Raw genomic sequence first — 24,212 nt, forward strand, 5'->3', positions numbered from 1 at the left:
AAGAAAACAAATCCAACATTCAAATTATTTCAACGAAAAAATACGAGAATGAGTGTGAAGAAAAATCACTGTTTGAACGAAGTGAGTTTGTGATTTTTTAGTGAATGAAGTATTTTTGAGAGAGAAATAATTTGAGTTGGAAGTTTTTTGGTACAACTTTTTTTGCAAAAAAGGTTGTGAGGAAGAGTAATGGAGTATCCTCTTTATGATTATCTCAAGTATCGGGAATGTTGATAAGAAAATTTTACTAATAAAAAGCTTTTAGAGTTTTTAGGAAATAAAATATAAAATTTAATGGAAAATTTTTAAAATAAGATAAAAATATTTAAAGAGATGATTTTTGTTTGATAAGTAATATAAAAAAATTAGAAAATTTCAAGTTTTTTTGTTAAACTTTTTATAAAAAGTTTATATTTTAAAAAATTTATTTTTAATTTTAAAACAAATAAATAATAAAATAACAACAAGGAGGAAATTTTATGGTTATAAATTATGGGAATGGAGAGATAGCTAAAAGTATTGAAAATGTTATAATTTTTGGAAAAGTTGCAATGAAATTAGTTGTTTCGAATCTTCTTCTTATGATTTTTATACTTGTAATATTGAATATTTTATATGAAATTTTCCATCTGGCAGTAGAAAATGAACCTGCAAAAATTTTATCCAAAATAGTAAATGAATTAGTATTTGCAGCATTTTTATTTTTTATTATGACTAACTGGTTGGGAGGACTTAATATACTTGAAAATATAATAGAGCCTCTTATATTTGAACGTATTCCTAAATATATATTCGGTTTTCATGTTGGGAGTAAACCTTTATTTGTGACAGACGGTGTTCTTTTAAATCTTGACAAGGTATGGAAAACACTTGAAGAAATTCCTAATAGAATATATGATTTAAAATCATCATGGAAAATATTATTTGAATGGGTATTAAAAAGTAATTTGGGTTTTCATATAATAATGATATTATTGAAAATATTTATGTACATTATGATTATACTTTTCTTTGCAGACATACTCAGATTAATAATAGAAGTACATTTAATGTATATTTTTTCAGGAGTAGCTTTTGTGTTTATGGTATTTAAGCCTTTGAGAGAAAGTTACGGGCTTGCAATATTTAAAACTTTAATTGCTACTGGAATACAATATTATCTGACTTTTGTTTTACTTGGTTTGAGTACAGGGTACTTAAATTATATTTATACGGTAGGAGGAAAATTTATATACATTATGAGCCTGTTTCTTCTTATGGGACTTATGAAGTCAGCAATGAATATGATAAGAAGAATAGGAGGAAAATTATAATTCAGTAAAGATTGTTATTAAATTTGGAATACATTTAAAAAAGGAGATGCTTATATGAAAAGATTGTTATTTATTTTGATTTTTTTGTTTGCAGTTGGCTGTTCGGAAAAAAAGATAGCTGAGAAACGGAATGGAGAAAATATTGTTAATAAAGTAGATACTAGTTTAAAGGAAGATACCAAAAAAGAAAAAAATTATGAAATTTCTTTATTAGAAAGAATGGTAGCACTGGAAAAAGAATTGAAACCGGCTTTGGATTCAGGGGTAACAGCTGATATGTCAAATGCAGCAGCTACATTATCTGAAGCATGGGAAGAAGAATTAAATAAAATTTATGGACTTCTTATATCGGAATTATCGGAAAAGGAAAAAGAAAAGCTTCGTACTGTTCAAAGAGACTGGTTGAGTAAAAAAAAGAAAGAAGCGGAGGAATCCGAAGGAGGAAATATTGCGGTTCTTTTATCTTCCGGACGTGAGTTAGAATTAACTAAAGAAAGAACGGTAGAATTGGCAAAAATGTATGACAGTATGCATAGATAAAAATATTTTGAAATATATAGCAATATTAATTTGAAATTTAGCTGATGGTATTTATTAAATTATTATACGATACTCAGTTAAATTTTAAAATTATTTGAAGTTATTCTGTAAATTATGAGGAGGTACTTAATTCATATGTTTTGTATATTATTTGTATATTAATAGTAAAATGCAATGTTGATGCTATAAAAATATATATTTTTATAGTTAAAGAGCTGCTTTTAATTCCGTGAAACGGCTCTTTTTATTTATTTTTCTAATTTTTAAGTATAAAAAGAGAATAACAATTGAAATATTTAAAATAAAAATAAGTGGAAATACTTTCTATTATTAAATGTTGAGAATTTTAAGATTTTAATAAAATTATGGAAAATTTTATTTATTTTAAGGATATTTTATTTTTTTAAATATAATGAAATTTGATTTTATTATAAAAATTAAAAACTAAAAGGAGGTTACTTATAATTTCAGTATAAGTTTATATATTCCAAAAATTAAAAAAATGAAAATTTTCTTTATTTATTCTTTGATTTTATGTGAAGTTTTGATATAATAGATTATATTTTTTAACAGAAAGGAAAATACTAAAATGAAAAGCGTAGAAGAAGTGAATATTTCCCTTGAAGAAATACAGAAATTAAATAAAGAAATGAGAATGAAAGTTCTTGAAAAACATCCTGATGATATTGAGTTGGATGATTTGAGTTATATTACTCCTTATGATGCCGTTTTTTCAAAACTGCCATATAGATATAAACAGATAATTAAAGTAAGAGATGACAGTGAAGTAATTTTTTCACAGTTGGGAAAAGATATATTGGCACTTCTTGAAGATAAAAATGTCAATGAAATAAATTTGAATCAGGATGGATATATAAGAATAGATATGTTCGGTAAAGGAAAATTTAAAACGGACATATTTATGGAAGCAGATCGTGCTGAAAATATGATAAAACTTATTGCCGATTACAATCATGACAGTATATCTAAAGAAAATCCCATAATTTCTACAAATTTGCCCACAGGAGAAAGGATAGAATGCCTTATAGGTAATGTGGTAAAAGGAGCTCCTGTTTTTTCTTTGCGTAAAAGACCTTCGAGAATATTTCCTCTTGAGGAATATGTAAAGGCGGGAAGACTAAAAGAAGAGTACAGGAAGGTTCTTGTTGAAGAAATACATAAAGGAGCAAATATACTTATAGGCGGAGGAGTGGGAACAGGAAAAACAACTCTTGCAAATGCATGTATACATGAGCTGAAAGGAACACGTAAAAGGATAATAATTATAGAAGATACCCCTGAAATTATATGTGACTGTGATGATAAAGTCGAGCTCACTACGACAAAATACGTAAAGCTTGCAGATCTTCTAAAAACGGCAATGCGACTTAACGGTGATACCGTAATAGTAGGAGAATCACGTACAGGTGAAGAAGTGGATGTTCTTCTTAAAATATGGAATTCCGGTTCAAAAGGGGGATTTAACACTATTCATGCTGATGATGCACAGGCTGCATTGAAAAAAATGGAACAATATATGGCAAAAGTAACAGCTGTCCCTCAAATAGAAGAAATACTCCAGGCAGTAGACATTGTTGTCTCAGTAAAAAAGGATATGAACAGTAGTATTTATGTTAATGAAATTGTAAAATTGAAAGGTTATGATTATGAAAATAGAAGATATATCTTGGAAGATATAGTCACTAAGAAAATTCCTGAAAGAGAGAAAAATTAGTTAATTTGAATTTTGATATCGGAATAAGAGTTTTCCCATAAATTGAAAATGATTTTTTAATTATTAACAGTAAATGTTTTAAAAAATCGGGAAATTATTGTTTCCGGATTTTGTAAAAACAATAAAATATGTAAAGTTCAAGTTTTTTATCTTTTTCTGTTTTATTAAGTTTTTATTGTATATTAAAAATAAAGGTGTAAGATTTTCATATAAGGTAAAAATAATTTTTAAATTGTAAACCGATATATATTTAAAGTTATAAACTTTTATTTTTACTGGCTTTCGGGAATAGTGAAATACATATAGTTTAAAAGTTGGTATATTTTTATAATTTATGAAGTGAATTTTTTTATATTCATTAGAAAATAATATAGTATTTTTTAATAAATAAAAAGTTATTTTTTTTCTGTTTTAAAAAAAATGAAAAAAAATAACTTTTTTCTTTAGGGTTGAAAGTATATTAAACATTGACTTACAGAAAATAAAAATTTTAAAAGTAAAAACTGTTTTTTTGAAATTTCCTAAAACTTAAAAAATACTTTTTTTTATTATATAATATTTTTAATAATAAAAAAGAAAGGAGTACAAAACTTTGTGGATATTAAAGAAATAAAAAAAATGAAGGAAAAGTATGAATTTGGAAATTTGGAAAATTCAAAAGGAATGTCTACATCAGTGGAAATGATGTATCACGTAACCGTCAAAATACAAAGTCTGCTAAAGACGCTATATTTGATAATTATATGTCTTACAATAACTAATGCTGTTACTTTAATAGGATTGATTTACAGAAGTGTAAAAAATCCTTATATTCCATATGCTGTGAGAATTGATAAAGACGGAGCGGTAAATGGTCAGGTACTTGCAGGTCAGCAAAATATGAATGTAAGTGATAATATAATCGAATATTTTCTTGTTGATTTTATAAAAAAAACGAGAACCGTATATAAAGACAGGAATTTTTATCAGTCACAGACAAAGGAGAAAATGTCTTTTGTAAATAATATAGCAAAATCAAAAATTGAAGATTTTATAAATAATAAAACAAATACTGATGAAGTTCTGAGAAATCAGAAGTCGATTTCAGTAGAAGTTGAAAGTTTTGTAAAAATTGATACAAATAAATATCAAGTTACTTTCATTGAAAGAACTTATTCCCAAAGCGGTATTCCGGAAAGGGAAGCCAAATATACAATGGTTGCTTTCCTTGACTACATTCCTGTCGGTTCAAATGCCATGGTAAGAATGAATCCTTTAGGAATAATAATAAAAGATGCGGAATTTGGAACTGTAAGTACATCGCAGAGACAGGTTCAAACGATACCTTCAACATCTCCGATACCTCCGGTTACGCAGTAGGAGAAATTTTATGGATAAGAACAACATTCTGAAAGAACTGTTGAATCTAATTAATAATACAGGAATAAAAAATATGGAGGAACTCTCTTTCGGACTTCTTTATAATTGGAATTTTGAAAACGATTTTCATGTGCTTACTATAGGAATAAGGGAAGAATTTCATAACGATAAGGGAAGGGAATTTACGGAAAACAGTAAAAAGTTCAGGGAAGATACTCCGGTTCATAAAATTTATTTTAATACATATTATGAATTGATAAAATATCTTGTATGGATAGCATACGGCATAGAATTGTCAGATATCTTCAGCTTTGAAAGGGAAGATGCAGAGTATATGAATTTTAATTTCTCTGAAAGTGAAAATCTTAATAATATATTAAAAGAAATTTTTTCCGAAATAAGGAATGATGATGAAGTAGAAGAGTCTGTAATACAATTTCTAAAAGAAAATAAAGAAAAAGAGAGTGAAATAGATAATCTTTTTGAAGATCTTAATATTCGGGAAACAAGAGACATAATTCTTGACAGTCCCGTATATTCAGGAAATATATATTCAAATAATTGCGGATATGCTTGGGATAATATAACTGATTTTAAAATTCTTCATTTTAATATAAATTATATAAGAGGTAGTGAGAAATCTGTTTATTCATTGGATATAAAATTTCAGATAGAAAGTTATCTTGAAGATAGTAATATTGTTAATTATTATGATGTGGAAATTCCCGAATTTCTCATTTTTCCGTCAATAATTAATGATGACTGTGACAGGAGAATGCTTAAAAATAATTTATCATTAATTTATAATATGACGGAAGATATAATATACAGTATGATTTTAAAAGAATTCAGAAATTTTAGAGAATATCCTGTTGCAGTTTCTAAAATAGTTGAAGGAATAAGTCTTGAAAACTTTAAGGAAGAAGTACTTTCAAAATTGGCAAAGTATCTTGTCGGTCTGTTTTATGTAGGGAGTAGGAATATTTATACTGAAGAAGATATAATGGAATTATGTAATGAATTTATGAAACGGAGTTTCTTTGAATTTAAAAAACACCTTTTTTCAGAATTTGTAATCAGTAGTACCGGTATGAGAATAAATGATCTTAATACGGTTAATTCCTTTTATACAATGATGGAAAAGATAGCTTTAGGATTTGAAAAGGAGAAAGATAATGAAAGAATTTAAAATTAGCATAAAATCAGTTATTTTTTTCATAATATATGTTTTGTCGAATTTTACCCTTTACATCTATTTTTTCAATATGATATTTCTCAAAAAATTTCCTAATATTTACAAATCGTTGAAACAGAATACTCAAATTAATATTTTAGGCCCATTTGCTCTTACAGGAAAAAAAATGAATTACAGAGGTCAGATTATTGATATTTTGGAAAGTACATTTGTAAAACAGACAAAAGCGACAGTAATTTTTTATCTTATACTTATTAATATTATTATTTTTATCTTGTATATTCTTTTGAAAAGTAAACGAAGAACAGTTAATTCACATGGTTCTGCCAAGTGGGGAGGAATAGAGGAAATAGATTTTAAGCCGGGAAAAGATAAGTATTTCGGAGTAACTTTAAAATCGGATAAAGGAGTGGTTCTCGGAAGATTTAACGGGATAACTCTTCGTGATAACAACAATACTCACATATGTGTTACAGCACCTACAAGAACGGGAAAAGGAGTATCTATCATAATACCTACACTTATAGATTCCTGGAATGAAAGTGTAGTAGTTCTGGATATAAAAGGTGAAAATTATCAACTTACATCAGGAGCGAGAAAGGAAAAATTTGATAATCTTATTTTAAGATTTGCTCCGAAATCAAAAAATTCATGTGGTTACAATCCTCTTGCGGAAGTAAGATTTCTGACGGAATATGAAATGTCGGATGTAAGACTTATTGTAGATATTATTATGCAGGAAGATAGCGGAAGCGGAAATAAGGATCCTTACTGGAATAATTCGGCGGCAGATCTTCTCATAGGAATAATCTTTTATGTAATGTACAAGAAGTTTTTGATGGAGCCTAAATTTGTTACTGAAAACGGTGTGGAAAAACCGGTATCTACAGCAAGTATGGCAGATGTAGTTGATTTTATAACGGATCCTACATATGATGTACCTATTAAGGAGATATTACTGAGAAAAGCACAAGAAGAAAATATGATAGAGGAATTTGGAAAAAATGAAAAAATAAAAAAATATGTTTCAGAAAAATTACTGAAAATGTATGCAACAGATGCTGAAATAATAAATGAGGGAAGACATCCGAAAGCTGCAAGATATCTTGTAGAAAAAGGAAATTTACCTGAGCAGACTTTGGGTTCAATAATAGGTTCGGCAAAAGTTAAACTGTCAATATTTGAAATACCTATAGTTAAGAGAAATACGGATCACAGTGATTTCAGAATATTTGATCTTATGAATTATAAAAATCCCGTGTCTCTTTATCTGGTAGTTCCTCCGGCAGATATTATCTCGTTGTCACCTCTTATTAAAATACTGTTGTTACAGATGGTAAATATTCTTACCCCCGAAATCGACTACATAAATAAAAAAGGGCATAAATGGAAAATGCTTATGCTCCTTGATGAGTTTCCTGCCATAGGAAAACTTGAAATATTGGAAAAAGGAATAGGCTATGTGGCCGGATACGGAATGAAAATGATGCTCATTCTTCAGTCACTTGATCAGCTGTTTAAAATTTACGGAAAAGAAAACGGTTTCCTGTCAAATTGCCAAGCACAGGTATTTTATACATCAAATGATGAAACAACTGCAAATTATGTCAGCAAGTTACTCGGAAAGGAAACTATCGAACAGTTTACTCAGTCTAATAAGACAGTGGGAACAATAATAAAATCTGAAAGTCAGCAGTTTTTAGGAAAAGATTTACTTTCTCCTGATGAAGTGGGAAGATTTCCAAGTGATAAGATAATAATAAAACTCTCGGGAAGAAATCCTATAAAAAGTGATAAAATTGTATATTTTTTGGAAAAAGAATATAGCGAACTGACAAAAATTCCATATATTTATACTGAAAGTTGTTATGATACAGGTAAACAGTATATAAAGCTCACAAAGGAACAAAAAAGAAAAAATTCCGATTATCCGTATAGCTACCTGCCATATGAAGTTGCACTTAAAAATATGAAAGGTGACTTAAGGGAAATATATAATTCAATAAAAGCGGTGACTCCTGAAATGCTCAAAGAGCTTGATAAAAAAGAACTTGAGGCATATAAAAGGAGTAAAGAAAATTACATAAAAAATAGTAAAGGATTGAAAAAATATTTTGAACTGTATAGTAAACTTCAGAAAGAAGATCCGAGATTTAAAAATAAGGAATCTGAAAATAAAAACAGGAAATCAGTAACGGAAGAATGGAATAAAAGTGAAAATGAAATAAAAATTTCCGATGATGTAAATTACGATGAAATGACCAATCTTATATTTACAAATGTAAAAGATAGTTCTGATGTAGTAAGTAATATAAGTTTTGGAAATAGTTTTAATGATAAAATCAATAAAAAATAAAATGAAGAACATCCAGCAATAGTGGAAGTAAAAAAATTATGAATTCACTGATAATCGGAAATTACTACAAATTAAAAAAATGATTAATAGGGATAATTTTGAACTTATTGAAGTAATGTTAAGCGGAACTAAAAAAATGAAATACATAATAAACGGTATTAGATATAATAATGAAAAAGCTATTATAAATATTACTGTTGAACAACCGAATTTAGATATAGTAAATGATAAAGTAGCTGAAAATTTTGAAAATGAAGAGATAGGTTACGATATTTTAATAAATGAAGAAAAAGTTAAACTGATTAAAGGAATTTTTTATAAAACGATTCAAAAAGAACTTGAAAATAATAATTTGAAATATTTTAAAGAAACTTTGGATTTGACATATATAAAAATAGGAGAAAGTTGGGGGTTGGAAATAGAAAATAAAGATAAATTTTTTGATATTTTTATATCTAAATTGAAACAAGAGCAGTAATCTTTATTTTAGATATTATATGTTCTTTAGAAAAATAATTTACAAATCCTTGATGAACCTTTATTTTCATTATAAAATAAAAAAATCAAAATATTATATTTATAATTGTTTATTATATAAATGTTGAAAATAACGGAAATAATGATGAATTTATAAGGGAATTTACATTAAAAGGATAGAAAATAAATATAAAATAAAAAGTAAAAAAATATATGAATAATTGTCTAATAAAATATAAAAGGTTAGGAAAAATTTATCATATAGAATCAAATGGAAATTAAAGCATAATTTTTTGTACAAAAATACTTGGAATTTACTCTCTATCAGAAATAAAACGGCAACATTAATTGAAAAAAGGAATATGAGATAATTTATTTGAAAATAAAATTAAAAGTTCAGGAGTTGATGAATATTTGGAAAAAAACAACTTGGAAAGAAGCTTTGAAAGAATATCATTCCATAAAAAAATGGAATTTGAAAAAATGAATGAAGAAATAAATGATAAAAAATTTAGTCAAAATTCTAATTATAAATTTAAGAATAATGATAAAGAAAAAAATAAATATTATCATATAGAAAATTTAGAATTGGATTCTCAAAAAATTTTGGAAAGAGTAAAAGGACATGAAAGGGAGATTGAATTAGAGTAGCGGAGAAGAAACTATCATGAAGAGAAAGGTGATCTGAAAGGAAAGATTGTAAATATACCTTATACTTTAGGTCACACGACAGCCGAATGGAAAAGCTTGGATGATAAAAAAGTAAAAAAAGAAGTTTTAAAAAGGACATTAAGTGGTGAAAATACTAAAATGGCTATAGAAACATTGAAAAATTTTGATGTTGATGAAATAGATGCTAAGATGGAAGTAATACAGGATTTTAGTAATGATCCTAAAATTTTACAAAAATATACTGAATTATAAAAAATAAAGGTTGTTTTAATCCTACTGATGAAAATATTGAAGAATTAGAAAAATTTTTCAGTAAATATGAAATTTTGGAAGAATCGAAGCTTGATAAAAAATCGGGAATGTCGACATTGGTAGTAGGAAATAAGGAAACTAAAGAAGTGGAAATAATATTCGGATGAAGTCAGGGGCCTAGTAATGTATTTTCTAAGGGATCAAAGGGAAAACGCGCAAGACAGGACTGGAGTAAAAATAATGCCGTGTCACCGTTTCTTACACCTGAAACTCAGAAAGCGGCAAAAGATTTTGCAAATGAAGTTAAAGAAAGATATAGAAACGGTCATAATGGATACGGAAAACTGACAATGGCAAACGGTCACTCAAAAGCAGGAGAAAAAGCGATTTATTCTACTTTTTTTATGAATTTTATATAAATATACAATGTTCAATAACAGAAAACGAGAAAAAATAAAGGAGTCATAACTTACTATTATAATTGTGAAATATCCGAAATATTTCACGTTGTCGTAAACGACAGAGAGAGAAAATAAAGATATGTTTTCTTGCTATTTTAATTATATAATTTAAAATAATAAGTTTAAAAAATTTTCAGTTTATATTTTAAAAAGGAGAAGGATTATGGTTTTAAAAAAATTGGGAGTAACAGTATTTGCCGGAGTAATGTTAACAGGATTCGGATATGGAATGGATCGTGCCCCTAAAGTTAAAGTCGAAATTATTGAGCCGACTAAAGTAAGGGCTTATGAAGAAGACGATTTTAGAAGAATAAGAAGAGAGATGTATGCGAACGGAACAAAAGTAAGAGAGTTTCTTTATTTTTCACGTTGGCATGAATATCTTGAACAGGTGGAGGAAGAAAAACTTCGTCAGGAAGCTTATGAATACTCCCTTAGGGAATATGAAACAGAAGTGGAAAAAGTAAATAAAGTAAACAGAAAAATAAGAAAACATAATGAATCTACTACATATACAAATGTTCCACAAGGAGATTCTGTAGATATAAGCAGGGCTAATTATACTGTACAGAATGCAGACGATTCAAAAAACGATTAAACCCCGCCGAGTTCAAAACAATGAGCTTAGAAAAAAGTGCAAAATATAAAGAAACTGCTAAAGGCAGTCGGTATGGGGTAAAGGAAAATGGAACCATAACTGTCAGCGACAAAATATATAATGAAAACCGTGTTTCGACAGCTCATAGAACTTTGCCGTTGGGAAAAACGGTGAAGGTAATGAATTTGGATAATGGAAAATCTGTCATTGCAGTTGTAAATGACAGAGATCCCTATATAAAGAACCGGATAATAGATTTATCGAAAGAAGCTTATTAGAAGGATTGAGGATCTTAGCAAAAGAGTTATTTCTGTAAAAGTGGAGACAGTAGAAATAAAAAGTTTATTTTTGAAAGGAAAAAAATGAAGACGAAAGTAGAGAAAAAGAAAGGAAAATCCGGGAAATTTTTAAAAAATGTCATTGATAAATTTCGTATTACCACTACAAATGACAGTGTAAATTTTTATATACCTTACAGAAGAATGATTGATAAAAATACTCTTCTTTTGAAAAATGGAGGATTTGCCAGAATTTTTGAGATTGTAAATCAGGATTTGGACTATGTCGACGATATTGATAAAATTCTTGAATATCTTAATGATACTTTAAAAGAAGCAGGAAGCGGAGTAGTTCTTCATTATGAAACACAGAAAATGCCTATTACGAGAGAAGAGGAAAAAATAAGTAAATTTTCTCCTATTCCCACAGTTATAGGGCATAAAGTACGTAGCAGCCTGTTCAGAAAAAAAAGATTTTATGAAATTCATCATTATTTGACAATTTCGTATCTATATGATTACAATAAGGAAAAAAATATAGATGAAGCTTTATTTAATAATGGAAATCTCGGGAAACAGGATTATCTGAAACAGTTCAATAATTTAATAAAAGAATTTAACAGAAAAGTGGAAGACATTCTGTTCAGACTTGATTATGCAGTACTTAGAATAAAGATTCTTGAAAATGGGGAACTGTTAAATTTTCTATATAGAACGATAAACCCTCTTACTTCGAAGGTTAATCTGAAAGTTCCTCCTTTAGGTTTTTCAATTGATGAATGGTTGAGCTGTTCTCAAATGGAAATAAAAAACGGAATGCTCAAAGTGGGAAATTATTATACAAAAGTAGTAAGTATAAAACTTTTTCCTGATGCCGTCATACCTCAAATATTTTCAGAACTGGAAAAACTCAAATTTCCGTTCAGAAGTGTGACGAGGTTGATAGGATTGTCTAAAGAGGAAGCTATCAGTTCAATCAAGAATATTGAAAGATATCAGTTCGGTAAGAGATATAACATGGTACAGATTATTCTGAATGCATTTAATGCAGCAAAAGGTGAAAATCCTGATGGAGGAAATGTAAACAGAATAAGAAAATCATATGAAGCGAAATATGCAAGGGAGGAGTTGGAGGCAAATAGAGTTTCTTACGGATATTATACATTTTCCGTAATTATTTCAGATACCGATGTTCAAAAACTTGAAGAAAAGACGAATCTTGTTATAAGAGTGATAAATAGACATGGTTTTACATGCCTTGATGATAAGCTTAATGTCAAGGATGCCTATTTTGGGGCTATGCCGTCTAATATAAAGCAAAATATCAGAAAAAGCCCTATGAATTCAGAATCTTTAGGGTATATGCTGCCTATATCGTCTGTATTTGAGGGATTGAACTGGGATGAAAGAATTAAAGCTCCGAACCTTTTCAACACAATAAGTAATGACAGAATATTCCATTTTAACAATAAAGTGGATAAAGATGTCGGTCATACCCTTATTATCGGTCCGACAGGAAAAGGAAAATCGGTAATGCTTGGAACTATAGTTCTTAATTTTATGAAATATGAAAGTGAATATCTTGATGAAAGAAAAAAATTTAAAAAAAGCGGTTCACAGGTATTTATATTTGATAAAGGTGCTTCATCAAAAGTACTTACCATAGCTTCAGGAGGAAAATTTTATGACTTGGACAGTGAAAATCATATGGCATTTCAACCGTTACGTAATATTGACAAGACAAAAGATCTTGAGTTTGCCATGGACTGGGTAATGGGACTTATAGAACAGGAAGATGAACATCTCGCAAAAGATGTTGAAAACAGGAAAGAAATTTACGACGGGCTATTGTCACTTTCAAAAATGGAAGAGCCGAGAAAAAGGACAATAACAAACCTTGTAAAACTTGTTCAGTCATCTAAACTGAAAGAAGCTTTAAGAGTCTATTCTCAAGAAGGAATTTACGGTTCATATTTTGATAATAATGATGATGTTATGGAAGATGTAAACTTTATGACATTTGAAATGGGAAAAATTATGGAGAAGCCCAAAGTTCTTCTTCCCGTTCTGGAATATCTTTTCCATAGAATTGAAACTGAAAAACTTGGAAAAGATATACCTACTCTTGTAGTTTTAGATGAGTGTTGGGTTTTTTTAAGACATGAAAGAATGAAAGCGAAAATAGAAGAGTGGCTTAAAGTTTTAAGAAAAGCCAATGCTTCGGTAGTTTTTGCCACTCAGTCATTAAGTGACATTGAAAAATCGAGCATTGCGACTACAATAAAAGATGCATGCATGACAAAAATATTTTTGCCTAATGAAAATGCACTTAGTACACACAGTAAAATATATGAAGGATATAATCTTTCTCAAATTGCAATAGCTACAATAGACAGAGCTTACGGACAGAGGCAGTATCTGTATAATTCAAAATACGGGACAAGGCTTTTTGAGCTTAATCTTTCAAAACTTGAACTTGCATATGTAGGTGCGGGAGATGATATATCGAAGACAATGATAGAACGTCTGTCCAATACTTATATGGAACAGTATCCTGAACCTGAGAGAAGGAAAGAATATTTGAAAAATCTGAATAGAGCTTATCTCAAATATAAGTATGATGAAGGGAAAATTGATAGAGAAGATCTGAAAATAGCAGATACTATAATAGAAAAAATTTCTTAAATAAAAAATTAAAAATAGAAAAGGAGATAAAATGAAAAGAAAAATTACATTGTTAATAACAGCATTTACAATGCTGTTCACAAATTTGATGTTTGCTGCCAATCAGCAATTATTAGGAATATCGGTAACAACAAGCACAAATATGACTACAAATTCGGTTCTTAACAGAGTTCTGGGAGGAATAATGGGATTTCTGCCTTGGATTCAATGGATTGTTACTGCCGGAGGATTGTTAATGTTTGCAATTTCAATTTTTAACTTATATAGAGGACAACAGTTGGATTTGGCCGAACTATTTAAAAATTTAGTAATTTATGGGATAATAATAGGTGGTGCATGGTTCGGTCCTAAACTCATTTCGGATATGTCGGGAGCAAGTGACTCGGGACAGGCACAGTCTGTAAATATTGTGCAAACATATATAATTGAATAAAAGTTTTGAAACTGGCAATTTATTTGTCAGTTTTTTTTTGCTATTTTTTGTCTCTAAGATTTGTAAATAAAGGGATTGAATGGAAAAAACCTGAAATTTGACAGATTACAGTTTTGTATTATAGAATATTCATATAATAATATAAATAAGGGGAAAATACAAGATTAACAGGATAAAATAATAGTTAAAAAAATTTTAAATGGGGATAATAAAAATAATATTGAATTTACAGAGGTATTATTCAGAGAGATGAGGTTAAAGTATAAATAATTAAAAAAAGAATGGGTAAAATATAAAATTTGGAGGAAAGAAATGAAATTATTTGATGAAGATACTTTTGATGACGATCTGATTAATAGCGGTGCTGAAGAAGTAAAAAATGAAGGCGGTTTTTTTATCGACTTGGAAAGTTCAATTTCAAAAGGTCTTATAAGTACTCTCAAAGCTTTAATTTCAAATAGCGGGATATCAGACAAGATTATGAATGATATATCTGATAATAAAAAAAACAGTAAGACTGCTTCTACATTAAAGAAAAAAGGAATAGTAGGAATGGCTTTAGAAATGATAGGTAATTTCTTTAAAAGGAATACAAAAAAGAAAGAGAAATTGAAATCACCGAAAAAAATAGATACATTATTAAATAGTCAAGGTACTGAAATTTCTAAGTTAAAAAAAGAAGATAAGTCTATTGAGACACAATTATTTAAAAATTCAGAAAAAATAGAAGAAGTGATGGATTTTATTATGAATTATATGGAGAATAATGAAATGAAAACAGAAAAAAGAAATACCGAAGCTTTAAATACTTCCAGAAAAAAAGAAAAAAATTACCGTGATATGTAAAGTAAAAGAACTGTTTTATGAAAAAAAATTATAAACTATGAATAAAATATGTATTTTCAAATTAAAAGAGACTATTTTTATAGACTTTTATAAAAAAAGATTATAGATATAACATTTTTTATCTTATGGAATAGTCTATTATTTCTATTTTATACTGTCAAAAAATAAAAATAATTTTAAATTTATATAGTTTACTTAATTAAATATTAATTTTCATATATATTTTCATAAAATAAATATTGAAAAAATTTAAAAAAATGGTAAAATAATAATATGAAAAAAAGAAAATTTGAAATTATAAAAGAAAGGCAAAAAAATGAAAAGTTCAAAACCTGTTAAAAATATTTTTTTGAATTTATTTAATAATATATATTTTAATTTTTTGATAAAAAATAAAATATATAAAACTATTTTTTGCTGAATTTCCTAAATTTAATAAAAATATAAGTAAAAGGAATTTCTATGATTATGATGACGGTAAGTTAAACAACAATAAAACATTCATAAAGGAAGTTCTAGAAATAATAAAACAAAATAGCCGGTTTGCAGGATAAAGGGGGTCAATATGAAAGACATAATAAAATTTAAAGAAATGGAAATATTTGTTTTTATATTGAAGCCTAAGCTGATGTTGACAGAATATTATTTTTACAGCCAAAATCTTCATGAAATAACAGGATTTCTAAATTTTATGAATGACAGGAAATACAAAAATAACTATTACCTATATACAGAAACGGTATTTACTGTTAATGGAAAGGAAATAAAAACTAAAATAGTTGATGAAGATTATGAAGATAAAATGATTATCGATGCAAGAGGTCATCTTGTAAATTTGAATACGGTGATTGATCGGATAAACAGATTTAATTTCCGTAAAATAAGAAAAAATAAGTTTAGTAAGATATTCATAATGGAGCAGATGGATAAGTATGAATAAAGGAGTTAGGTATATGGAAAAAGAAAATGAATTTCTTATAATAGAAAATCTTACACAGGAAGAAATGGATAAAAGTTTTGAAAAATTTAAAAGGTATATAATAAAAATGTTTGCAGATTTTAGAAAAATTAATAATCAAAGTGTTAAAGTGACAGATTTGAGCTATAACATTGAAAAATTTATAAAAATCAATATGGACGGTATTTTTTATCTTGAAGGGAAATATGTAAAAGAATACTCATTTGATATACAGAAAAGCTTTTATACAAACAGTACTGAACTTACCGATGTTACGTTCCGTAATCCGATAACAGGTATAAATACGGTTTTTGCTCTTGTTATAAAGGATATAAAGGAGTTTACTAAAAAGTCCGATTTAGTTTATAAAGATGCTGTAAATATTAATATAATTGATGATTTTGTAAGATTTACGGATAGATATTTTCTTGATTTTATTAATGTTTATAGCTTGATGGATTTTAACTGCCTATATATAAAGAAGTATGGCAGAATAATACAGGTTATAGGAGAAAATAATTCTGAAATGGGGAATGATTATGAGCTGTTATCTTCTATGAATTTTATAGGAAGTGAAAACAGGAAAAATTTTCATAATATTGAAGAGATTTTGGAGTTGAAGTTTCTTGAAGACATTTCTTATGAAGAATTGGAAAAACAATATAAAAAATCTGTTGCTGAAAAGATGTGATAAAAATGAAACTTTACATATTACCTGGATTACTTATAATAATTGAAATAAGCTTTTTAGTGTATGTTATTGCAAGAGATTGTAATAAATCTTTCAGAAAAGTTGCAGAAAATATGAAAGAAAAAATTATTGAAAAAATGAAACTGAATCTTAATACGGAAACAAAAGATTTTTCAAAAAGAAGTTATCTAATTCTTTTTGGAATAGTGGGTTTTACGCTTTTTATGGATAATAAAATGGTTGTTGTAATTTTAATTACGGTATTTATGATTTTTCTTTTAAAATTAAGGATATCGTATGAAAAATTTGAAAAGCTTTTTATACATTATAAACCTTCTTTGAAAAAATACAATATATATCTGTCGATACTTCTTTTGATACAGACAATTACAATAATTTTGACAGTTTTATTTGCAGGTTGAGGGAGAGAAAAGAAAAATGTCGGATATTATACTTAATATAAATTCAGAAAATTACAATTATATCATGATTGATAGTATTTATAGGAAACTGTTAAATAGGATAACAGATGTGGAATTTGATTTTAGAAATGATGTAAAAGATGTAATTAATGTAATTGAGAGTATATTTTTAATAAATGTTAACGGAAATAATATAAAACTGGAAAGCAGATTTTTTTTACACCTTCTGGTTTTTGGTTATTTCATTGAACTTGAAAACAGTGAAAATGAAGGATTTTATAAAGTAATATTGAATAACTTTATTAAGGAAAATATGGAATCTTACGAAGAAAAATTACGAAAAATACGAAAAATAAGTGGAATGCATTTTGAAAATGAAAGCAGAAAAAAATTATACGATTTATTGAAAGATATTTATAAAGTCAGTGAGCAGATTTTTGTATTGATTGTTAGTGATGTTGGGAAAAATCAGAGAGATAAGATATTAAAACAAGTAATTCAAAAGTTTAACTCATCTAACAGAGAACTGGATAGTATAATTAAAGAAAAAGTTTCAATGGATATAAAGATAAGAAAATGTTATGACGAAATTGAAAGAATATTTGATACATTCAATATTACAGAAATTAAAGAATATAATACAGAGGAAATCAATATCGGAACGTATCTTTTAAGGATAATAAAAGACAGTATAAAAGCTATATATATTAATCTCATTATAGAAAGGGAGAATCCTGAGAACAGTTTAAAAATTTTTTTTAATTCCAATACGTGGTTTATTTATTTTTATAGCTTACTTATTACAAGGTATAAACAAGATAAATCTAATCTTTTAAAGCTCAGTCAAAATATGGATTTTTTGAAATTTGGAGCAGATACATATACTGTAAATAAAGTTATGAGAGATTTTATAGAAAAAAATAATTTGAAAGAAATGAAAAAAGAACTGAATCCGGAAATTTTCTATTTTCTTTTAGCAACGGGGTGTGGCAATAAAAGTATATACAGTACTACTTCCATAGACGGAAGCTGTATATCCGAAGTAAATTTTGCGGATGAAAATGGAAATAAAGTGTTTGAAAAGAGTCTGAAAATATATAAATTGAATATCGATTTTGCAATACTTGACTTTGTAAATATGCTTTTCATGAATGATAATAGAAATTTAAAAAGATATATAACAGAGTTTATAGAAAAATTTTATGCAGGGATAGAGCAATACAATGAAATTGAAGAAATATCTGTAGAAGTGGAACAGGCTTTAAGTAATATTTTTAATAATCTTGAAAAAAGTATGACGGTAAAGTATAACGAAATAAAGAACTTATACAGTATGAGTACAAAACGCCAGAAAATAAATATGATAAAAGAATTTATAAATATTCTTATACAGAAAGTAAATAAGGACCTTAACAGTAAAAAAAATATACTGAGAAATTATAAAATAGCAGTTGAATATCTCGAAAAACATATGAAATGCGAAATTCAGATAAGTAGAGATAAAATTTCTAAAGATGATATATTTATAACTCATAATCTTACAGATAATATAAGACTCGAAAATGAGAAAATAATGAAAAAAATAATGAAAACCGATTTCAGAACAATTGAAGAACTGATAAGCGGATATTCGGCAGATATCGAGAAAATAAATGGAAAAAGGAATGAATCTGTGGAAATTCTCAAAGAAAAGCTCATAAAAAAGTATAAGAATAAAAGCAAAATGGCTGTAAAAGTCAGCATAGGAACAGACATAAATGAGCAGGACGATACAAATCTTATTATATATATGAAGATTTTCTTTCTTATAATTATTTACAATAAGATAAAAAATAGTGATTACTTTCTTAAATTAAACGGGAAATTAAAAAAAATATATTTAAGTGTTGTGACGGATGTAATATATATGTTGAATTTAAAAGATAATTTCTTAATACAGAATTTAACTTCTATAAAAGAATATGATTATCTCCGAGAATTTTCCGAAAAGACGGAAAGTTATTTTCTTTCACTACATTTAAATAATGAAGAAAATATAAAAAAAATCAATCGGGAAACAGTAAAGGAAGCCGAAGAACTTCTGGAAGTCTTCAGAGATGCTCTGATGGACAGTTATTTTTATTATGAGGAAAGTTGTAGCGAATTAAGGGGAAGTGAAAATATTTTCGGAGAAAAAGAACAATATTCGGCAACTTTCACTATGAAAAATAGAAATACATTTGATAAAGATATGCAAAATACTGTGGATTGTTTGATTCGATCTTTTGATTTGAACAAAATATTTGTCTAAGGAAGGAGATTGTGGTGAAACTCAATAAAAACGACTTGATAAAGGAATATTCCGAAAAAGAGAAAATTCCCTTTTCAAAAAGTAAGAAACATTTTAACAACATTTTCAAATTGCTTTCGCAGGAAATAAAAAAGGGGAATACTGTTATGATAAGTGGACTGGGGAAATTTATTACAGATGAAGAAGGAAAAAGGATTTTTAAACCTTCCATGATATTAAAAAATAAAAAAGAAGAAGATTTGAGTTAATTTTAATTAATAATCTAATTAAAAGGAAAAAAGAAAGGAAAACATCAGATGAAGAAAAAGCTTGAGCTATTTATTGAAAACAAGCATAGTGAGTTAAGAAAAGTAATGGATGATACGAGAATTTCCAATTTTCTTGAAAAAAATGAACTGGACGAAATTTATGATGATAGATTTCTTGATAATAAACCGCTTGTTATGAAGTTTCTCGAAATACTTCTTTGTATGTATTTTCAGCATAAAGGGGAGAAAGTTATTATGAAAATAAAGATTGAAAAGCTTGAAAAAGAAATCAGTGAATTAAGAAAGAAAAAACAAAGGGAAGGATAGAAAATGACTCTGGTAGGAACAATTTTTTTCAATAAAGAGAAAATAAATTTTCTGTTCACAATGGGAGAATTTGGGAAGAAAAAGATTTATCTTGAATATAAAGGAAAAATGTATGATTTACGATATCTGACTAATACATTTAAAACTGAAAGTTTCTTTTTAGCTATAAAGACATATTATGACAATGGTACATTTGAAAAGCATGTTAAAAAAGTTTTAGATAGTCCGGAGTCGGAAAAACAAGTATTCAAATTTATTGACCTTGTTATAGAGATGCAGTTATCTGATAAAACAGAACACAATTCAATAATAACAAAAATAACGGAACTGGAAGTTGAGTTTGATGAAGAAGAAGCTAAATTTCTTATTATAGCAGTTACCGGAAATAAAATAGTACATAAAAATGAAAACAATATGAGCTTTTTTTATAAAAAAGTTAAAATAGAACTCGGTTATTACAGTTCGAATTTAAACAAAATTATAAATCTGATAGGCTCGTATATAGATATAAAAAAAGGATATCGGATAGTTGAGATATTTGAAATGAGTGATTTAAGATGTTTTACTGAGAGAAAAGAAAAAACGTTGTCAAATTTTGAAGAAACAGGACTTTTTTCTTTAAAACATAACGGAATAATTGATAATACGGTTAAAGAAAAGTTATATGAAGAAATAGAAAGCAGGCTAAACGATATTGTAAGTTATGAAATGTTGAAAGAATTGGTAGAATATTAAAAGGAGAAAGAGCATTTATGAAAAATTTAAAATTGAGAATAATAATATTATTATATTTTGCGGTTTTGAATGTTTTTGGTAAAATACCGTTTTCAGTGAGGATTGAAAATCAGTCTTTTGAAACGGTTCACAGACTTCCAGGTTTTAAAAATGAAGTGAGAGACGGTATAAATTCTTATACTGTAAAAGTTCTGAAAGCAGATGAGATAACGGAGGATTATTTTATTTTTGGAAAGGACGTAGTAATAAGAAGTGATTTGTATACTTATTCTACAACAAAATTTGAAAATGCAAATCTAAAAAATTATGAAGATGAAAACTCTATAAGATTTAAGAATAATGTATATTTTAGGAAAGGTGCAGTAATAAATTTCAGAACAAATGTAGAAAAAAATCTTGGAGATTTTATAAATTTTGAAAGTATATCCCTTGAAGGTAGTGAATTGTTTATAGATATAGCGGATAATTCGGAGATCCCGAGATTTTTAAAAATACCTTTATTTGTAGTTCCTGAAAATGAAATAACTCTTAATGAATTTAATGTAAGGTTGATAAAGCCTCTTATAATAGGAGAAGCGGAGTATGTAATCAAAAGTGAAAGTACGGGAAAAGGGAAAATACTTTATTTTATAGAACCGCTTTATAAAAACGAAGAAATTGCACAGAAATATGCACTTATGGAACGGAAATGCATTGATGTAAAACATGGTATTAAAAAACTGCCGGAAACAGCTCTTATAAGGGAAAAAATAACTACATTTAAAGAAAAAGGAAAAAGATTTATATTTACAAGTAATATTATAGATTTATTTATCAAATAGGAGAGGAAAATGAGAAAAATTATATGGATTCCGATACTGATTATAGCAGTTTCAATTTATGGAAAAGTTAAAATTGGAAGTTCACATTTTATACAAAGAACATTTACAACGGCAACTACTGAAAATGCTAAAAGTGTTCTTGACAAATATTTTTCCGATTTTGAATTTGGAAACAGAAAATACAGGCTTCTTTTGACTGATGATAATAGAACATATTATTATATTCAGGAAAAAATCGGACGATATAGTAACATAGGGGTTTTATTTATCCCAAAAGGGAAAAGGATAATTTGTCAGAAAGAAAAATTCTGGATTACTTCGGTTTTCTTTGATAGTAACGGACAAGTGAAAACTTTTGCGAGAAAAGAAGGAATATGTACTAAAAAATCAGCTGAAAGAGTTCTTACATTACCGGGAAAAATGGATATGTCCGAAATAGAAAGTCTTAATATAAATTTTGCTGAAAAGGTGTTTATAGACAAGAAAAATGCCGAAAAAATATTCAAATAAAGGAGAGAAAAAGAAATGAAAAAACGACCGATCTTTTCATCTCTTATGGATGAAATGGAAGTAATGGGAGTACCGTTGACTACATTTAAAATTATAATGGGACTTACGGGTATGCTTTATCTGATTACTCGAAATTTTATGTGTTTTGTAATTGCATGGCTTCTGATGATAGCTTGCCGTCTTATATGTTTTTCAGATATGTACAAGATAGATTTACTGTTTAAGCATTTAAAGGAAGAAGACAAACTTGATGCATAAATGTAAATGATATTTCATTGTAACGGATTTAGGGGTTAAAATTTTTTAAATAAAATTCCTTTGAAGTATATATGGTTTAATTAAAATTAAAAAAATAAAGAAAAAATTATGAGAAATAAATATTGAGGAAATAATATATTAGGGAAAGAAGAACGGAAAAAATGGTAAGGCGAATTATCCTGCCGGCATTAGCTGCTATATTTAGTATTAATGCAATGGCAGATGAATTTTTTCTTGGAGGACATTATAATTTTCAAAGAAAAACAGATGTTAATATTAATGGAACTAAGAAAATCAGTCAAGGGTTTAATCTCAGAGCTGAATGGCTGCCCTTTGAGAAAAATAACTTTAAAGTGGGAGCAGGTGTAGCATACGAATTTAATTTTAAACAGAAAAATGATAAGACAAAAGAAACTTTAGGGAATATTGCTTCAGTATATGGAGGGGTCAAACCTGAATGGAAAATTAACAGTGAATGGAAAGTGTATAATAAATACAAGCTTGGACTGTCATTCAGTTCAGAAAAAAATTTTGAAAGAATGGGGACATATGTTAAAAGTTCGGGGATTAAGTCAAGATTATATACGGGAATTGAAGCCGGGTTCGAGTGGAAAAACTTTTCGTTAGGTTTGATTTATGATATAGATCATAACGGTGTGAAGTATGAAGGAAAAAGCTCCAGAGTTCATCAATTGGGAATAACGATAGGATATGTATTTGATAATGGAAAAACAGAGAAATCGGAATTTATATCTATGCTTCCTGTAAAAACCGTATCAGGAGTTGAGAAAAAGGAAACTCCGCAATCAGTTTTAGATAAAGAAGAAAAAAATAAAGAAATAAATAAAAAAACAGAAACGGACTATAGAAAATGGTTTAGTTTTGATGAAGAAATAAATAAATAGTTCATATAATAAAAAGGAGAAAAAATGATGAAAAAATTTAAAAACATTTTAACAGGAATACTGATTATATTAGGGGTAGGATTTCATGGAAATGCAGTGGCTAAAAATAATTTTTTAAGTGATGAAGCAATATCAAAAATGCAAGTAAAAAAACTCATATCAGGAAAGCAGGATGCAATAAAGAGAGTTGCTACAACTTTTGATTTTTATACAGATAGTATTTATGATGTTTATGTGACACCTGATTTTGTAACAATGATTAAGTTTGAGCCTGAAGAGGATATAGTAGCAGTTATAGGAGGAGACAATACAAATTTTGAAATGGAGCAGGAATTTGGAGGAGCTGACAATTCAATTTATCTTTTTATAAGACCGACTGATTTGGATATAACGTCAAATGTAAATGTAATGACAAATAAAAGAATATATATGTTTAATCTTTATTCCACTCTTGAAATATTCAATCCTCTTGTAAAATTTAATTATCCCGTTGCAGGGAATACTATGAAAACGACAGTTATTACAAGAAATGACAGAAATATGTCATCTGTAGGCAAAAATTCTATAATGGTAGATTTGGAAAAGATAGATTCCAATTATTTAATATCAAATAAAAATCTTCCTTTTTCTCCTACACAGGTATTTACAGATGGAGTAAAAACTGTAATAATAATGCCTGAAAATATACAAGAAGCTCCTGTAATAATGGTTAAAGGTGTAGGAAGTAAGGAATTTGAAGTAGTAAACTTTGAATATGAATTTAATAAAATAATTGTACATAGAAAAATTACTGAAGCTGTTCTTAAATTAGGTAATAAACAACTGACTATAAAGCATAGATAGAAAA

The 24,212-nt window shown here is 27.5% G+C and carries 27 protein-coding genes; all 27 read left to right on the plus strand.

Annotated features, from left to right (window positions below; genetic code table 11):
• Window positions 1–479: 479 nt before the first annotated feature.
• The 27 genes from EII29_RS04745 (at window position 480) to EII29_RS04865 (ending at window position 24,208) form a co-directional block, all read left to right on the plus strand.
• Window positions 480–1,313 (plus strand): hypothetical protein, encoded by an 834-nt coding sequence (locus EII29_RS04745; RefSeq protein ID WP_125236395.1) that lies wholly within the window; start codon window positions 480–482, stop codon window positions 1,311–1,313.
• 54 nt (window positions 1,314–1,367) lie between these two features.
• Window positions 1,368–1,853: a lysozyme inhibitor LprI family protein gene (locus EII29_RS04750; protein WP_125236396.1), complete on the plus strand. Its 486-nt coding sequence runs from the start codon at window positions 1,368–1,370 to the stop codon at window positions 1,851–1,853.
• A 589-nt stretch (window positions 1,854–2,442) separates the two neighbouring features.
• Window positions 2,443–3,588, plus strand: coding sequence for an ATPase, T2SS/T4P/T4SS family (locus EII29_RS04755; RefSeq protein WP_125236397.1), 1,146 nt, complete (start codon window positions 2,443–2,445; stop codon window positions 3,586–3,588).
• A 594-nt stretch (window positions 3,589–4,182) separates the two neighbouring features.
• A complete protein-coding gene (locus EII29_RS04760) occupies window positions 4,183–4,947 on the plus strand; it encodes a type IV secretion system protein (RefSeq protein WP_125236398.1) in 765 nt (254 codons plus the stop codon).
• A 10-nt stretch (window positions 4,948–4,957) separates the two neighbouring features.
• The gene (locus tag EII29_RS04765) at window positions 4,958–6,136 is read left to right on the plus strand and encodes a hypothetical protein (RefSeq protein WP_125236399.1); all 1,179 of its coding nucleotides are present in this window, start codon (window positions 4,958–4,960) and stop codon (window positions 6,134–6,136) included.
• A 172-nt stretch (window positions 6,137–6,308) separates the two neighbouring features.
• Complete coding sequence (locus EII29_RS04770) at window positions 6,309–8,498, plus strand: type IV secretory system conjugative DNA transfer family protein (protein ID WP_158612465.1); 2,190 nt, start codon at window positions 6,309–6,311, stop codon at window positions 8,496–8,498.
• Between the two features lie 79 nt (window positions 8,499–8,577).
• On the plus strand, window positions 8,578–8,976 hold the full coding sequence (locus EII29_RS04775) for a hypothetical protein (protein ID WP_148096405.1): 399 nt from the start codon (window positions 8,578–8,580) through the stop codon (window positions 8,974–8,976).
• Between the two features lie 413 nt (window positions 8,977–9,389).
• The gene (locus tag EII29_RS04780) at window positions 9,390–9,626 is read left to right on the plus strand and encodes a hypothetical protein (RefSeq protein WP_125236402.1); all 237 of its coding nucleotides are present in this window, start codon (window positions 9,390–9,392) and stop codon (window positions 9,624–9,626) included.
• A gap of 96 nt (window positions 9,627–9,722) precedes the next feature.
• Window positions 9,723–9,899 (plus strand): hypothetical protein, encoded by a 177-nt coding sequence (locus EII29_RS12025; protein ID WP_158612466.1) that lies wholly within the window; start codon window positions 9,723–9,725, stop codon window positions 9,897–9,899.
• A 245-nt stretch (window positions 9,900–10,144) separates the two neighbouring features.
• Complete coding sequence (locus EII29_RS12030; protein ID WP_158612467.1) at window positions 10,145–10,318, plus strand: hypothetical protein; 174 nt, start codon at window positions 10,145–10,147, stop codon at window positions 10,316–10,318.
• Window positions 10,319–10,523: 205 nt separating this feature from the next.
• The gene (locus EII29_RS04785) at window positions 10,524–10,958 is read left to right on the plus strand and encodes a hypothetical protein (RefSeq protein WP_125236403.1); all 435 of its coding nucleotides are present in this window, start codon (window positions 10,524–10,526) and stop codon (window positions 10,956–10,958) included.
• Window positions 10,959–10,978: 20 nt separating this feature from the next.
• On the plus strand, window positions 10,979–11,236 hold the full coding sequence (locus EII29_RS04790) for a septal ring lytic transglycosylase RlpA family protein (protein WP_125236404.1): 258 nt from the start codon (window positions 10,979–10,981) through the stop codon (window positions 11,234–11,236).
• A gap of 84 nt (window positions 11,237–11,320) precedes the next feature.
• Window positions 11,321–13,921 carry a TraM recognition domain-containing protein gene (locus EII29_RS04795; RefSeq protein WP_125236405.1) on the plus strand — a complete coding sequence of 867 codons (2,601 nt, stop codon included), beginning with the start codon at window positions 11,321–11,323 and terminating at the stop codon, window positions 13,919–13,921.
• A gap of 31 nt (window positions 13,922–13,952) precedes the next feature.
• Window positions 13,953–14,354: a hypothetical protein gene (locus EII29_RS04800; RefSeq protein WP_125236406.1), complete on the plus strand. Its 402-nt coding sequence runs from the start codon at window positions 13,953–13,955 to the stop codon at window positions 14,352–14,354.
• A 312-nt stretch (window positions 14,355–14,666) separates the two neighbouring features.
• Window positions 14,667–15,200: a hypothetical protein gene (locus EII29_RS04805; protein ID WP_125236407.1), complete on the plus strand. Its 534-nt coding sequence runs from the start codon at window positions 14,667–14,669 to the stop codon at window positions 15,198–15,200.
• Window positions 15,201–15,765: 565 nt separating this feature from the next.
• Complete coding sequence (locus EII29_RS04810) at window positions 15,766–16,140, plus strand: hypothetical protein (protein WP_125236408.1); 375 nt, start codon at window positions 15,766–15,768, stop codon at window positions 16,138–16,140.
• A gap of 13 nt (window positions 16,141–16,153) precedes the next feature.
• Complete coding sequence (locus tag EII29_RS04815) at window positions 16,154–16,849, plus strand: hypothetical protein (protein ID WP_125236409.1); 696 nt, start codon at window positions 16,154–16,156, stop codon at window positions 16,847–16,849.
• Window positions 16,850–16,854: 5 nt separating this feature from the next.
• Window positions 16,855–17,271, plus strand: a complete 417-nt coding sequence (locus EII29_RS04820; protein WP_125236410.1) for a hypothetical protein — start codon at window positions 16,855–16,857, stop codon at window positions 17,269–17,271.
• Window positions 17,272–17,287: 16 nt separating this feature from the next.
• Complete coding sequence (locus tag EII29_RS04825) at window positions 17,288–19,561, plus strand: hypothetical protein (RefSeq protein ID WP_125236411.1); 2,274 nt, start codon at window positions 17,288–17,290, stop codon at window positions 19,559–19,561.
• 14 nt (window positions 19,562–19,575) lie between these two features.
• On the plus strand, window positions 19,576–19,809 hold the full coding sequence (locus EII29_RS04830; protein ID WP_158612468.1) for an HU family DNA-binding protein: 234 nt from the start codon (window positions 19,576–19,578) through the stop codon (window positions 19,807–19,809).
• Between the two features lie 48 nt (window positions 19,810–19,857).
• Entirely contained in the window at window positions 19,858–20,136 is a 279-nt protein-coding gene (locus EII29_RS04835; protein WP_125236413.1) for a hypothetical protein, read from the plus strand.
• Between the two features lie 3 nt (window positions 20,137–20,139).
• Entirely contained in the window at window positions 20,140–20,871 is a 732-nt protein-coding gene (locus EII29_RS04840; protein ID WP_125236414.1) for a hypothetical protein, read from the plus strand.
• Window positions 20,872–20,888: 17 nt separating this feature from the next.
• Window positions 20,889–21,692 (plus strand): hypothetical protein, encoded by an 804-nt coding sequence (locus EII29_RS04845; protein ID WP_125236415.1) that lies wholly within the window; start codon window positions 20,889–20,891, stop codon window positions 21,690–21,692.
• Window positions 21,693–21,701: 9 nt separating this feature from the next.
• On the plus strand, window positions 21,702–22,202 hold the full coding sequence (locus EII29_RS04850; protein ID WP_125236416.1) for a hypothetical protein: 501 nt from the start codon (window positions 21,702–21,704) through the stop codon (window positions 22,200–22,202).
• Window positions 22,203–22,217: 15 nt separating this feature from the next.
• Entirely contained in the window at window positions 22,218–22,460 is a 243-nt protein-coding gene (locus EII29_RS04855; RefSeq protein ID WP_125236417.1) for a VirB3 family type IV secretion system protein, read from the plus strand.
• 161 nt (window positions 22,461–22,621) lie between these two features.
• Window positions 22,622–23,365: a DUF481 domain-containing protein gene (locus EII29_RS04860; RefSeq protein ID WP_125236418.1), complete on the plus strand. Its 744-nt coding sequence runs from the start codon at window positions 22,622–22,624 to the stop codon at window positions 23,363–23,365.
• 27 nt (window positions 23,366–23,392) lie between these two features.
• Complete coding sequence (locus EII29_RS04865) at window positions 23,393–24,208, plus strand: TrbG/VirB9 family P-type conjugative transfer protein (protein WP_158612469.1); 816 nt, start codon at window positions 23,393–23,395, stop codon at window positions 24,206–24,208.
• Window positions 24,209–24,212 lie beyond the last annotated feature (4 nt).

This window comes from Leptotrichia sp. OH3620_COT-345 (genome assembly GCF_003932895.1).
In the GTDB taxonomy this organism is placed as follows: Bacteria; Fusobacteriota; Fusobacteriia; order Fusobacteriales; family Leptotrichiaceae; genus Pseudoleptotrichia.

What these genes read in the sequence shown, in the direction of transcription:
- EII29_RS04770 (WP_158612465.1), top strand. Translation starts at nt 6,309, where the DNA reads ATGAATTACAGAGGTCAGATTATTGATATTTTGGAAAGTACATTTGTA.
- EII29_RS04805 (WP_125236407.1), top strand. Translation starts at nt 14,667, where the DNA reads ATGAAATTATTTGATGAAGATACTTTTGATGACGATCTGATTAATAGC.
- EII29_RS04845 (WP_125236415.1), top strand. Translation starts at nt 20,889, where the DNA reads ATGAAAAATTTAAAATTGAGAATAATAATATTATTATATTTTGCGGTT.
- EII29_RS04800 (WP_125236406.1), top strand. Translation starts at nt 13,953, where the DNA reads ATGAAAAGAAAAATTACATTGTTAATAACAGCATTTACAATGCTGTTC.
- EII29_RS04850 (WP_125236416.1), top strand. Translation starts at nt 21,702, where the DNA reads ATGAGAAAAATTATATGGATTCCGATACTGATTATAGCAGTTTCAATT.
- EII29_RS04795 (WP_125236405.1), top strand. Translation starts at nt 11,321, where the DNA reads ATGAAGACGAAAGTAGAGAAAAAGAAAGGAAAATCCGGGAAATTTTTA.
- EII29_RS04835 (WP_125236413.1), top strand. Translation starts at nt 19,858, where the DNA reads ATGAAGAAAAAGCTTGAGCTATTTATTGAAAACAAGCATAGTGAGTTA.
- EII29_RS04790 (WP_125236404.1), top strand. Translation starts at nt 10,979, where the DNA reads ATGAGCTTAGAAAAAAGTGCAAAATATAAAGAAACTGCTAAAGGCAGT.
- EII29_RS04860 (WP_125236418.1), top strand. Translation starts at nt 22,622, where the DNA reads ATGGTAAGGCGAATTATCCTGCCGGCATTAGCTGCTATATTTAGTATT.
- EII29_RS04785 (WP_125236403.1), top strand. Translation starts at nt 10,524, where the DNA reads ATGGTTTTAAAAAAATTGGGAGTAACAGTATTTGCCGGAGTAATGTTA.
- EII29_RS04750 (WP_125236396.1), top strand. Translation starts at nt 1,368, where the DNA reads ATGAAAAGATTGTTATTTATTTTGATTTTTTTGTTTGCAGTTGGCTGT.
- EII29_RS04855 (WP_125236417.1), top strand. Translation starts at nt 22,218, where the DNA reads ATGAAAAAACGACCGATCTTTTCATCTCTTATGGATGAAATGGAAGTA.
- EII29_RS04775 (WP_148096405.1), top strand. Translation starts at nt 8,578, where the DNA reads ATGATTAATAGGGATAATTTTGAACTTATTGAAGTAATGTTAAGCGGA.
- EII29_RS04815 (WP_125236409.1), top strand. Translation starts at nt 16,154, where the DNA reads ATGGAAAAAGAAAATGAATTTCTTATAATAGAAAATCTTACACAGGAA.
- EII29_RS04810 (WP_125236408.1), top strand. Translation starts at nt 15,766, where the DNA reads ATGAAAGACATAATAAAATTTAAAGAAATGGAAATATTTGTTTTTATA.
- EII29_RS04840 (WP_125236414.1), top strand. Translation starts at nt 20,140, where the DNA reads ATGACTCTGGTAGGAACAATTTTTTTCAATAAAGAGAAAATAAATTTT.
- EII29_RS04820 (WP_125236410.1), top strand. Translation starts at nt 16,855, where the DNA reads ATGAAACTTTACATATTACCTGGATTACTTATAATAATTGAAATAAGC.
- EII29_RS04865 (WP_158612469.1), top strand. Translation starts at nt 23,393, where the DNA reads ATGAAAAAATTTAAAAACATTTTAACAGGAATACTGATTATATTAGGG.
- EII29_RS04765 (WP_125236399.1), top strand. Translation starts at nt 4,958, where the DNA reads ATGGATAAGAACAACATTCTGAAAGAACTGTTGAATCTAATTAATAAT.
- EII29_RS04825 (WP_125236411.1), top strand. Translation starts at nt 17,288, where the DNA reads ATGTCGGATATTATACTTAATATAAATTCAGAAAATTACAATTATATC.
- EII29_RS04745 (WP_125236395.1), top strand. Translation starts at nt 480, where the DNA reads ATGGTTATAAATTATGGGAATGGAGAGATAGCTAAAAGTATTGAAAAT.
- EII29_RS04755 (WP_125236397.1), top strand. Translation starts at nt 2,443, where the DNA reads ATGAAAAGCGTAGAAGAAGTGAATATTTCCCTTGAAGAAATACAGAAA.